At 68.6% G+C, this 12,124-nt stretch carries 11 protein-coding genes; 8 read left to right on the forward strand and 3 right to left on the reverse strand.

The genetic code is table 11. The annotated features are described in order from the left end of the window. Positions 1–194: 194 nt before the first annotated feature. Together ACIRD8_RS27340 and ACIRD8_RS27345 are read right to left on the reverse strand one after the other, a co-directional pair. Positions 195–2,711, reverse strand: a complete 2,517-nt coding sequence (locus ACIRD8_RS27340) for an SUKH-4 family immunity protein (protein WP_403996861.1) — start codon at positions 2,709–2,711, stop codon at positions 195–197. Beyond that, positions 2,708–3,685, reverse strand: coding sequence for an SMI1/KNR4 family protein (locus ACIRD8_RS27345; protein ID WP_403996864.1), 978 nt, complete (start codon positions 3,683–3,685; stop codon positions 2,708–2,710). Before ACIRD8_RS27345 ends, ACIRD8_RS27340 begins: the two co-directional genes overlap by 4 nt. A 238-nt stretch (positions 3,686–3,923) precedes the next feature. Between ACIRD8_RS27345 and ACIRD8_RS27350 the strand changes: the two genes are divergently transcribed. Both ACIRD8_RS27350 and ACIRD8_RS27355 read left to right on the forward strand, forming a co-directional pair. Continuing rightward, on the forward strand, positions 3,924–4,445 hold the full coding sequence (locus ACIRD8_RS27350; protein ID WP_403996867.1) for a YwqJ-related putative deaminase: 522 nt from the start codon (positions 3,924–3,926) through the stop codon (positions 4,443–4,445). Positions 4,446–4,455: 10 nt separating this feature from the next. Further along, positions 4,456–4,974 (forward strand): SUKH-3 domain-containing protein, encoded by a 519-nt coding sequence (locus tag ACIRD8_RS27355; RefSeq protein WP_403996870.1) that lies wholly within the window; start codon positions 4,456–4,458, stop codon positions 4,972–4,974. A 6-nt stretch (positions 4,975–4,980) separates the two neighbouring features. On the opposite strand, the gene ACIRD8_RS27360 is transcribed toward ACIRD8_RS27355, so the two are convergent. Continuing rightward, the gene (locus tag ACIRD8_RS27360) at positions 4,981–6,297 is read right to left on the reverse strand and encodes a sensor histidine kinase (RefSeq protein ID WP_403996873.1); all 1,317 of its coding nucleotides are present in this window, start codon (positions 6,295–6,297) and stop codon (positions 4,981–4,983) included. Between the two features lie 155 nt (positions 6,298–6,452). Between ACIRD8_RS27360 and ACIRD8_RS27365 the strand changes: the two genes are divergently transcribed. The 6 genes from ACIRD8_RS27365 to ACIRD8_RS27390 all read left to right on the forward strand — a co-directional run bounded on the left by ACIRD8_RS27365 (position 6,453) and on the right by ACIRD8_RS27390 (position 12,105). Then, positions 6,453–7,310: a hypothetical protein gene (locus ACIRD8_RS27365; protein WP_403996876.1), complete on the forward strand. Its 858-nt coding sequence runs from the start codon at positions 6,453–6,455 to the stop codon at positions 7,308–7,310. Positions 7,311–7,518: 208 nt separating this feature from the next. Further along, entirely contained in the window at positions 7,519–8,967 is a 1,449-nt protein-coding gene (glmU, locus tag ACIRD8_RS27370; RefSeq protein ID WP_403996879.1) for a bifunctional UDP-N-acetylglucosamine diphosphorylase/glucosamine-1-phosphate N-acetyltransferase GlmU, read from the forward strand. 120 nt (positions 8,968–9,087) lie between these two features. Continuing rightward, entirely contained in the window at positions 9,088–10,065 is a 978-nt protein-coding gene (locus tag ACIRD8_RS27375; RefSeq protein WP_099177314.1) for a ribose-phosphate diphosphokinase, read from the forward strand. A 210-nt stretch (positions 10,066–10,275) separates the two neighbouring features. Then, entirely contained in the window at positions 10,276–10,854 is a 579-nt protein-coding gene (locus ACIRD8_RS27380) for a 50S ribosomal protein L25/general stress protein Ctc (RefSeq protein WP_403996881.1), read from the forward strand. Between the two features lie 111 nt (positions 10,855–10,965). Further along, positions 10,966–11,559: an aminoacyl-tRNA hydrolase gene (gene pth, locus ACIRD8_RS27385; RefSeq protein WP_403996884.1), complete on the forward strand. Its 594-nt coding sequence runs from the start codon at positions 10,966–10,968 to the stop codon at positions 11,557–11,559. A 75-nt stretch (positions 11,560–11,634) separates the two neighbouring features. Beyond that, a complete protein-coding gene (locus ACIRD8_RS27390) occupies positions 11,635–12,105 on the forward strand; it encodes a hypothetical protein (RefSeq protein ID WP_403996887.1) in 471 nt (156 codons plus the stop codon). Positions 12,106–12,124: the final 19 nt, after the last annotated feature.

The raw sequence follows: 12,124 nt of genomic DNA on the forward strand, positions 1-12,124 counted from the left end.
CTCTTTCCCGCTCTCCGACCCGACGACCATGAAGCAATACGTCAAGGATGCGGTAATTAGCCCGGAAGTCGGAATCGATCAGCCGTATTCAGGACCGAAGCGACCCGCATCACAGAACTCCACACAAAAGGCGCCCACCCCATCACGGGACGAGCGCCTCTCGTACACAAAAGGTCAGATCCGATCGGACCGGCTCACAGCAGCCCATCCCACATCTGCTCCAGCAGAACCGACCACCAGCCCTCCGGCGACGCCAGCGCCGCCGGATCGACCGCCACCAGCTGCGCCTGGAAATCAACCGTCCAACGCCCAGCCTGCTCCGGGTTCAACCCGAACCGCAGACGCCACATCCGGCCCAACAACGCCATCGACCGCACGAACTCCGGCAGCCCCGTGTTCACGAACTGCGGCGGAACCGGCTGACCACCCGGACCCGCCTCCACCGGAACAGCCACGATGTTCGCCGTCCCGTACTGCACACAGATCGCCCGGCCGAAGTCCGAACCCATCACCAGGTACGAACCCGCGTCCGACGCAGGCTGCACCTGACGCTGCGCCGCCAGCTCCGCCAGCGTCGGCACCACCGGATGACCCGGCTGCGCCCAGAAGAACGGCCCGAAATCAACGGGCAGCCCCGCCCACACCAGCGTCCGCGCCACCACCTCGGGTACACCCTGACGGGACACCGCCCGCTGATCGAAACGCAGCACACCCTGAGGACCGAACGCCCCCAGCATCTCCTCCGCCAACGCCTCCGGAGGCACCGCCATGGCAGGCGGCATCTGCGGCAACGGCGCCCGCACCGGAGCCGGCCGCGCCGGACCGTCCGCCACCTGGTGCAACTCACCCTGATGCGTCAGCAGATGCTGCATCCCCTGCTGCCGGCTCGCATGATCCGTACCGTACGGCGCGACACTCGTGATCCGGACCTGCGGCCACGTCTCCCGGATCATCCGCGCACAGTAACCACCCGGCAGCTCACACGACTCCAACTCCGTGTGCAGCTCGATGACCTGCTGCGGCGGCACGTTCATCGCCCGCAGCTCATGCAGCATCTGCCACTCCGGATGCGGCGTACCCGGCGCCGAACGCCGGATCAACTGCTGCTCACTGCCGTCCGCCGCACGGAAACGCAGCACGGCCTGATAGCCCGGACCGACCGTCGGCTGCCCCGCCGGCTGCTGCGGATAGCCGTACGCCCCGGGAGGAGGAGGCGGCGGAGTGTGCGGGCCCTGAGCCGGAGCCCCGGGAGGACCGGGCGGACCCGGAGGACGCGGCGCACTCGGCCCACCGATACTCGCGTCGGCGAACATCGTCGCGGCATGGTGCACCCCACCACCCGGAGGCGGCGTCGCCCCCGGAGGAGGCCCGGGCGGACCCGGAGGACCAGGAGGCGGCGGCGTCACACCCTGAGCGCCCTGAGCCCCAGGAGCACCCGGAGGACCGGGAGGCGCCGGCGGACCGGGCGGACCCGGAGGACGCGGCGCGTTCGGCCCACCGATACTCGCGTCCGCGAACATCGTCGCGGCATGGTGCACCCCACCACCCGGAGGCGGCGTCGCCCCCGGAGGAGGCCCGGGCGGACCAGGAGGCGCCGGCGGCTGCGCCCCCGGAGGCGGCGTCGCACCCGAATCCGGCGCACCCGGAGGACCCAGCTGCGAAACGAGCTGCGTCGGCACATAACCACCCGCCGGCGCACCCGGCGCACCAGGCCCCGAAGGCGGCGGAGTCGCACCCGGCCGCACCCCCGGCGTACCAGGCGCCCCGGGCGGCGGCGGAGTCGTCGACCCCGACCCCCGCGCACCCCGCGGCGGCACGACCGCCTTGCTCGTTGCCGCGTCCGCGATGTCCTGCGCCCCGGCACCCGGACCCGCAGAAGAAGGAGCAACAGGCGCAGGAGTAGAAGGCGCAGAAGGAGCCGAGGCAGCAGGAACACGAGGCCCCGGAGGCGGCGCCTGCGGATCCAGCCCCGGAACGACCGCCGTCGGCGGCAGCTGACTGCCCCCCGACATCAGAGCCGTGGGAGCCTCCGCCGGAACGACCCGCGGCGGAGCCTCGTCATCGTCCGACCCCGAGAGCGGCGGCGCGAACACCGTCGCCGGCAACGGCACCGCACCCTCATCGGCACCCGCGTTCGTGTCCGTACCCGCCCACGGCGTCCCCCCGGCCGGCACCCCGTCATTCGCCGTCGGCTCGTGATCCGCCTGCCCACCGGCAGCCGGCCACGCCGACCCCGAATCAGCACGCGCCGGCGCCGGAACAGAAGGAGGAGAGGGAGAGAGGGAGGGAGAGGGCGCAGGCGGCGCATCCGACTCCGCACGTCGGTCCGGAATCCCCAATTTGTCCGCCGCCTCCTGAAGCCACTCCGGCGGCGTCAACAAGAACGACGTCTGATTCAGATCAATACGCTGCGGCGGCTCCGGAGCAGCATCCACCTCCGCGGACACCCCGTAATCCTCCTCATACCGCCGGATCACCTCACCCACCGGCAACCCCGGCCACAACGTCGCCTCACCACTGTCCCGGGCGATCACCAGCCGCTGACGGCCCCCGTCCGAAACAGGACCCTCCGCACGGTCCTCGGCCCACACCACGAAACCCAGCTCGAACTCACGGACCCGGACCTCACGGTGCTGATACGCGGGCACATCACCGTTGACCCACTCATCCGCCCGCTCCTGCGCCTGCGCGAACGTCACCACCGCGCTCACCCCTCCACCGGGACGGCCCGCGCGAAGCCACCGTCCACCATCAGGTTCGCCACCGTCTCCAGCTCCGGCGGATTCCCCGCCAGCCGCTGAAGGAACGCATCGAAGTCCTCACCGCACGGCAGCAGAAGCCGGTCCACCCGCTCCTGCACACCCCAGCCGTCCTGATCCCGCGCATCGTCGTACGCGCAGAACCACACCGAACCCACGTCGGCACCCCGCACCTTCACCGCAAGAATCCCACCCTGGACAAAACCCACGCCCAGAAAATCCTTCGTGAAGTGATCACGCAGACACTTGTTCACATAGACCAGATCATTCACAGCCGCTTCCTCACGCACCGTGAAGAACGGCTGATCCACCAGCAGACCCAACTCCGCGTCCAACGCCGCACCCACCGGCGCCGAACCACCCGCCGCCTTCAGGAACGACCGGTACGCACCCGGAAGCCGATACCCCAGATCCTCCTCGACCCCCAGGACCTGCTGCTCACCCACCGCCACCGAACCCTTCGGCAACCGGAAATGAGCAGGCCGCGTCTCCTGCAACGGCCGCGTACCCCGACGGTCCTGATCCACCGCCGCCGTCGCCAGACCACCGTGATGACGCAACAACGCCTTCACCTCGACCGGCACCAGCTCCATCCGCCGGCCACCCGCCACGTGATGCCACGTCCAGCCGTGCGGAGTCGCCACCGCGGGAATCGTGTCCCACAGCTCATGACCACTCGCCGCCAACGCCGCGTTCGCCGACACGTAATCCGTCAACCGCAGCTCATCGACACCGAACCCCGGAGGCGGATCCGCGATCTCCGCGGCCGCACGCGCATACGGCGAAAGCACCGGATAGCCGTCCCCGTCCACACGCACACCCCTCGGGTGGCGGGACGCCCGGACCGGATCCGGGAAATGCACGACCTGCCCGGCATAGGCCGCATTCGGTGGCGCGGCTTGCTGCCCGAGCCGACCTGTCGTCATGGCGGTTGCCCCCTGCTGCGTCTGGTGTTCCGCACAGCCTATGCGGTGACGCAACAACACCCCCCGCCCCCGGCCACCCCCTCACCCACCGTCACCACCACGTGACGGACGCACGACAACCACCCCACCCACCCGCGACACGCAGACACGTTTCACCCACCCCGCTTCCCCACCACCCTGCATATTTGGCAGGCTGTCCCCCGCAACTCGGGGGATTGCAGGGAGGGACACCAGCACCATGCACACAGCACAAACAGTCACATCCGGAGACCCACGACTCAGCTGGAGCACCACCGAACCCAACCACCCACCCCAGCTCCACCACCGCCGCGACGGCATCCTGCCCGCGGTGGCCGCAGCACTGTCCGTACGCGGAGAAACCCTCACCTGCACCGCAGGCAAAGGCGACCAACCACCCGTCCTCCACCCCCTCGTACAGGACTTCCTCGACACCCTCACCAGCAACCAGCGCGAACGCTTCACCGGCCGCTGCCCCGAAGCCATACTCCTGTCACGCCAGCTCACCGCAGCCGACGACAGCCGCTCCAAACGCGCCCAGCGCAAACCCCTCACCAACGGCGAAGCCCGCCGCGCACTCAAACACGCCCGCCTCACCGCCCGCCGCATCCGCGAGGACGGCGACCCCCTCCACGGCAGCTACGCACCCCCCTGCCGCTCCTGCACGGCGATGCTCGCCCACTTCGGCGTACGCCCCGTCGACCTCACCACCGGGGCGGCGACCACCGCCGAGAAGGGCTGAGCACACCACCATGCACGACCGCACCGACGTACCCGCCCAGCAGACCCGCACCTCCACCACCCGCTTCCCCGTCGCCGTCGACGCCGCCCTCCGCGACGCCGGATGGCAACCCGGCCGCTGGGACATCCGCCAGGCCGAGGAATGGGCCGACGCCCTCCGCTCCCACGCCTCCCCCGCCGGACACCAGCACGCCGTCTTCCCCGCAGCCGTCGAAGCCTGGGCCGAATTCGGCGGACTCCGCATCACCACGTCCGCACCCGGCCGGCAGATCGCCACCCCCACCGTGCACATCGACCCGCTCAGCGGACTCCACCTCGCACGCACCCTCGGCGACCTCGGACGCGCACTCGAAACCGAAGTCGCCCCCCTCGGCGAAGAAGGCGACGGACAAGCCGTCCTCGCCATCGACAACGAAGGACGCGTCTACTCCATCGACCACACCGGCGACTGGTACCTCGGCTCCGACATCGACCGCGCCCTCGAAACCCTCATGACCGGCACCCAGCCCGCCCGCCTCACCAGCGGCTGACCCCCCTCACGCCTCCCCGGCATCCGGCAGCACCGCCGACACCCGGAAACCCCCCGCATCCGTCGGCCCCGACACGAACACACCCCCCAGCCCCAGCACCCGCTCCCGCATCCCCACCAGACCGTTGCCACCACTCGGCAGCCCCGCATCCGCCGTCACACCATCCGTCGGACCGTTCTCCACCTGCATCGCCACCTCCGCCCCCCGATGCGCCAACCGCACCCACGTCCGCGCACCCGCCGCATGCTTGTGCACGTTCGTCAACGCCTCCTGCACCACCCGATACGCCGTCTGCTCCACCTCCGGCGCATACGGACGCAACTCCCCCTCCACCGAGAGCTCCACCGTCATCCCCGCCTCACGCGACTGCGCCACCAACGCCTCCACCTCATGCAGCCGAGGCCCCTCCTCCAGCGCCTCCGCAGCAACAGCGGCCGCCACCCGGCCCACCGAAGCCAACGGCACCTGACCCGCCCGCGGAGCCACCAGCGCGTCCCCACTCCGCAACACCCCGAGCATCTCCCGCAGCTCCGTCAACGCCTGCCGGCCCATGTCCCCCACCAGCACCGCGTTACGCACCGCCTTCGCCGGATCCTTCGGCGCCACCGCCTGCAACGCCGCCGCATGCACCACCATCAGACTCACCCGGTGCGCCACCACGTCATGCATCTCCCGCGCGATCCGGGTCCGCTCCTCCGTACGCGCCCACTCGGCCCGCTCCTCCGCCCGGTCCGCCAGCAGCGACAGCTCCCGCTCCAGCGAATCCGCACGCTCCCGCAGGCTCTCCATCAGCCTGCGCCTGGCCCCGATGTAAAGACCGAAGAGCACCGAGGGCGCCGTCAGGCCCAGCGACATGAACAGGGACACCACCGGCACGTACCAGACACCCGGCCCGAAATCCGCGTGCTCGTCCACGCTCTGCCGCAGCCGGACGTACGACACGATGAACGTGCCGACCAGCGTCATCCCCGTCAGCACCACCGTGATCCTGCGCGGCACCTCCGACGCCGCCAGCGTGTAGAGCCCGACGATCGCCATCAGGAAGCCCATCTCGGCCGGCGTCGTCGCTATCGACACCAGCACCACCGCGATCGGCCACCGCCGCCGCAGCACCAGCACCGAACCGGCCAGCAGCCCGAAGAGCACCCCCAACGGCACCGGCAACCCGGTGTCCCCGGCGAACTCCACGCCCTCCAGCGCACACTCCAGCGCCGAAACCAGCGCCAGCCCCACGTCCAGGGCGACACCGCGCCGCCGCTCCCACCACCAGTAGCCGCGGGGGGTCGGCCCCGCCGCTTCCTGGTCTGCCCCCGTTGCGGTCATGGCATCCAGCGTACGGGCGGACGCATCTCATTTTCCGGAGACTCCGGCAGCACGGAAAGTGACCGGTCACACCGCAAAGGCGGGTAGATCGCACGATCTGGTGAACCGAGCATCCTTTCGACCCGGACGTCCGCATTCCGGACCACGCTTTCCGTATGACACATGCCAGTGGCAAGTACGCGGACTTCGAAGGCCTGCGCGAGAAGGCGATCGCGCTCCGGCGGGAGGGGCTCAGCCGCCGCCAGATCCGCGACCGGCTGTACGTCGACAACAACGACATCCTCAACCGCCTCCTGGAAGGCGAGCCCGCCCCGGAGTGGACGAAGCGCCCCAACGCCAAGGACGACATGCGCGCGAAGGCCCGGGAGCTACGGCTCCAGGGCATGACCTACGACCAGATCCAGGTGGAGCTGGGGTGTTCGAAGAGCTCGATCTCGCTGTGGGTACGAGATCTGCCGAAGCCGGAACGCAAGCGGACTCGCGAGGAGGCATCCGCCATCGCGCGGCGCGGCTGGGAAGCGACTCTTCAGCGGCGCGAGGAGGAGCGTCAGGAGACGAAGCGGATGGCGGCCGCCGAGTTCGCGACGCTGACCGATCGGGAGCTGTTCGCCATCGGGGTCGCGCTCTACTGGGCAGAAGGCTCCAAATCCAAGCCTCACCGGCCGCAGGAGAGGGTCACGTTCATCAACAGCGATCCGGACATGATCTCGCTCTACCTCGCCTGGCTGCGCCTCCTTGGCGTACCGCCGGAACATCTCCGGTTCCACGTACACATCCACGAGACCGCCGACGTCGCAGCATCGGAGCGCTACTGGGCGGACCTGACGGGCGCCCCGGACTCGGCATTCGGCAAGACCACGCTGAAAACGCACTCACCGAAGACGAACCGGAAGAACGTCGGGGAGAGCTATCGAGGCTGCCTCGTAGTACGCGTCCTGAAAAGTGCCGAACTGTACCGTCGCATCGAGGGCTGGTGGTGCGGCATAGTGGGAGCCACACTGTCGGCCGGATGACCTTGTCCGGTTTGACAGCGACACCCGCCATCCCCTATGGTGTAATCGGCAACACGTGTTACTTTGGATAACATATTCCAGGTTCGAGCCCTGGTAGGGGAGCTTCGCATCGGGCCCCGACCTCACGGTCGGGGCCCGCGCTCGTTTCGGGTATATACGCCCCCGGTATCCTGCGGATGTCCACCACCCGAAGCCGAAGGGCACATCCGTGAGCGCCAACCGCCCGGCCGCCGTCGTCGTCCTCGCAGCGGGTGAGGGCACCCGCATGAAGTCGAAGACTCCCAAGGTCCTGCACGAGATCTCCGGGCGCTCGCTCGTCGGACATGTCGTCGCCGCCTCCCGTGAGCTCGACCCGCAGCACCTCGTCGTTGTCGTCGGCCACGCCGCCGAGCAGGTCACCGCGCACCTCGCCGCCGGGGACACCCCCGTACGCACCGCCTACCAGGCCGAGCAGAACGGCACCGGCCACGCGGTCCGGATGGGCCTGGAGGAGCTCGGCGGCACCGTCGACGGCACCGTGATCGTCGTCTGCGGGGACACCCCGCTGCTCTCCGGCGAGACCCTCTCCGCGCTCGCCGCCACCCACACGGCGGACGCCAACGCGGTCACCGTGCTGACCGCCGAGGTCCCGGACTCCACGGGCTACGGCCGGATCGTCCGCGACACGGCCACCAGGGCGGTCACCGAAATCGTCGAGCACAAGGACGCCACCGATGCGCAGCGTGCGATCCGGGAGATCAACTCCGGGGTCTTCGCGTTCGACGGCCGGCTGCTGAGCGAGGCGCTCGGCAAGGTGCGTACGGACAACAGTCAGGGCGAGGAGTACCTCACCGACGTGCTGTCGATCCTGCGTGAGGCCGGGCACCGTGTGGGGGCGTCGGTGGCGGGCGACCACCGGGAGATCCTGGGCATCAACAACCGGCTGCAGCTGGCCGAGGCGCGGCGTCTGCTGAACGAGCGGCTGCTGGAGCGCGCGATGCTGGCGGGTGTGACGGTCGTGGACCCGGCGTCGACGCTGATCGATGCGACGGTGACGTACGAGCGTGACGCGGTCGTGCACCCGGGGACGCAGCTGCTGGGGTCGACGCATCTCGCCGAGGACGCCGAGGTGGGTCCGAACTCCCGTCTGAAGGACACCGTGGTCCATGCGGGCGCGCGGGTGGACAACACGGTCTCGGACGGTGCTGAGGTGGGTCCTGGGGCGTCGGTGGGGCCGTTCGCGTATCTGCGGCCGGGTACGCGGCTGGGTGCGAAGGCCAAGGCGGGTACGTACGTCGAGATGAAGAACGCGACGATCGGTGAGGGCACGAAGGTGCCGCATCTGAGTTATGTCGGGGACGCGACGATCGGCGATCACACCAACATCGGTGCGGCGAGCGTGTTCGTGAACTACGACGGGGTGGCGAAGCACCACACCACGATCGGGTCGCACTGCCGGACCGGGTCGGACAATATGTTTGTGGCGCCTGTCACGGTCGGGGACGGCGTTTACACGGCTGCGGGTTCGGTCATCACCAAGGATGTGCCGGCGGGTTCGCTGGCCGTCGCCCGGGGCCAGCAGCGGAATATCGAGGGTTGGGTCGCCCGGAAGCGGCCCGGGAGCGCGGCGGCTCAGGCCGCTCAGGCCGCCTCGCAGGAGTCCGACGGCGAAAGCTGACCGGAAACGGGTGCGCCAAAGGCGGCGTACCGTGATAGATGCTCACCCATTTCGGCTGGCTCGTCGCACATCGGGACACATGCTGCGCGGGGCCAGATACACGTCTGAGGAGACTGTGCTGTGACCGGGATCAAGACGACCGGCGAGAAGAAACTGATGTTCTTCTCCGGCCGCGCCCACCCCGAGCTGGCCGAGGAGGTCGCGCATCAGCTGGGTGTCGGCCTCGTGCCGACGAAGGCCTTCGATTTCGCCAACGGTGAGATCTACGTGCGTTTCCAGGAGTCCGCCCGTGGCGCGGACTGCTTCCTGATCCAGAGCCACACGGCTCCGATCAACAAGTGGATCATGGAGCAGTTGATCATGCTGGACGCGCTGAAGCGCGCGTCTGCTCGGTCGATCACGGTGATCGTGCCGTTCTACGGGTATGCCCGTCAGGACAAGAAGCACCGTGGGCGTGAGCCGATCTCGGCGCGTCTGATCGCGGATCTGATGAAGACGGCGGGTGCGGACCGCATCCTCACGGTGGATCTGCACACGGACCAGATCCAGGGCTTCTTCGACGGTCCGGTGGACCACCTGTTCGCGCTGCCGATCCTGGCGGACTACGTGGGTGCGAAGGTCGACCGTTCGAAGCTGACGATCGTCTCGCCGGACGCCGGCCGTGTGCGGGTGGCGGACCGTTGGTGCGACCGGCTGGACGCTCCGCTGGCGATCGTGCACAAGCGGCGTGACAAGGACGTGCCGAACCAGGTCAGCGTCCATGAGGTCGTGGGTAACGTCGAGGGCCGGGTGTGTGTGCTGGTCGACGACATGATCGACACGGGTGGCACGATCTGTGCCGCTGCGGACGCCCTGTTCGCGCACGGTGCGGAGGACGTCATAGTGACGGCGACGCACGGGGTGCTGTCGGGTCCGGCCGCGGACCGTCTGAAGAATTCGAAGGTGAGTGAGTTCGTGTTCACGGACACGCTGCCGACGCCGGGTGAGCTGGAGATCGACAAGATCACGGTGCTTTCGATCGCGCCGACGATCGCGCGTGCGGTGCGTGAGGTGTTCGAGGACGGTTCGGTGACGAGCCTCTTCGAGGAGCAGGAGTAGTCACACGGTTGATCGCCTGCGGGTGATCGACTTTGGGTGCGGCCTTCCCGCCGGGTAGACTGAACAAGTTGCTCGGCGAGGGAGGCCGTTCTCATGCCTGGTCATGGGGTCGGTGGTCCGTTATCGACGCGCTCTTCGTAGCAGGCCTGTCGTGGGCCGGGTGACCATCGGTTTTTCGTCACCTTTTGTGTCACCTACGAGGAGTGCAGCATGGCTGAGATCAAGCTCGACGCAACGGTCCGTACGGAGTTCGGCAAGGGCGCTGCCCGTCGTACCCGTCGTGCCAACCTGGTTCCCGGGGTCGTCTACGGCCACGGTGCTGAGCCGGTTCACATCAACCTGCCGGGCCACGAGCTGCTGCTGGCGCTGCGTACCGCCAACGTGCTGATCGGTCTTGAGATCGACGGCAAGGACGCGCTGGTGATCCCGAAGGCCGTGCAGCGTAACGCCATCAAGGGCAACATCGAGCACGTCGACCTGCTGACCGTGAAGCGCGGCGAGAAGGTCGAGGTCGAGGTCGCGGTGCACGTCGAGGGCGAGCTGGCCCCGGGTGGCAACCTCCTGGAGTACGTGCAGAACACGCTGCTCGTCGAGGCCGAGGCCACGCACATTCCGGAGTCCGTCACGGTCTCGATCGCTGGTCTGGACGCCGGTGACTCGATCCTGGCGAAGAACATCCCGCTGCCGAAGGGCTCCGTGCTCGCCGGTGACGAGGACGCCGTGGTGCTCCAGGTCGTCTCCGCGCAGGTCGAGGAGGCCCCCGCCGAGGAGGCCCCGGCCGAGGCCTGATCCTCGCTCCACCTGTTTGACTGACGGGGTGGCGGTTCCCTTCCGGGGGTTCCGCCGCCCCGTTTCCCTGTATCGACCGGCTGTGTACGTACGCGAGGAGACCGAGCTCTGATGTCCGACGTCACCGACCCCTGGCTGATCGTGGGCCTCGGTAATCCTGGCCCCGAGTATGCGGCGAACCGGCACAATGTCGGTTTCATGGTGGCCGATCTGCTGGCGGAGCGGATCGGTGGGAAGTTCAAGCGGGCGCAGAAGGCGCAGGCGCAGGTGTTGGAGGGGCGGGTCGGTCCGCCGGGGCCGGCGAGTCGTCGTGTGGTGCTGGCGAAGCCGATGTCGTACATGAATCTGTCGGGTGGGCCGGTGACGGCGTTGCGGGATTTCTACAAGGTGCCGACGGATCATGTGGTGGCGGTGCATGACGAGCTGGACATCGATTTCGGGATGTTGCGGCTGAAGCTGGGTGGCGGTGACAACGGGCACAACGGGTTGAAGTCGATGACGAAGGCGATGGGTCCGGATTATCACCGGGTGCGGTTCGGGATCGGGCGGCCGCCTGGGCGTATGCAGGTGGCGGATTTTGTTCTGAAGGATTTTTCGTCGGCGGAGCGCAAGGAGCTTGCGTATCTGGTGGACCGGTCGGCGGATGCGGTGGAGTCGTTGTTGGCGGAGGGGTTGGAGCGGGCTCAGTCCGCGTACAACTCCTGACATTCCTGGTGCTTCTTGGGTGTTTTTCGGCCATAGGTTGACCGGCGGCAGGGCTCTGCCCAAGGATCGGCCCCCATGAAGCGGAGTTCCTCCCACCGGCTGGTGGCCCATGGCCGTACGTTCGCCGCGGGTTGTGTCGTGCTGTTGTTGCTGGTGGCGGGCGTGTGGACGTCGTGGGACACCGCGCATCACATCGTTCTGGCCAAGGGCCGTGAGCACGGGACGATGACGGTGACGGGGTGTGGTGACGACGCGTGTACGGGGTCGTTCGCGCCGGACGCGGATTCGCAGGCGCGGTCCGAGGTGGCGGTGGAGCGGTCCGTCGCGGTGAAGAAGGGGGATCGTTTCCCCGTGGTGGTGAAGCCCGGGACCGGGGACGTCGTGCGTACCGGGTTGCCGGGCTTTCTGCATGCCTGGGTGCCGTTGGGTGGTGCGCTGGTGCTGGCCGCGTTGTTGATCGGCGGCGGGATGCGGTTGCCCCGTACTGCATGGGGCACCGGGGTCGCGGGTGCGGTCCTGCTGGTGGCGACGTTCATCGCCCTCTGACAGGGGCCGCACCCGCTCA

This window comes from Streptomyces sp. NPDC102451, from assembly GCF_044765485.1.
Taxonomy (GTDB): Bacteria; Actinomycetota; Actinomycetes; order Streptomycetales; family Streptomycetaceae; genus Streptomyces.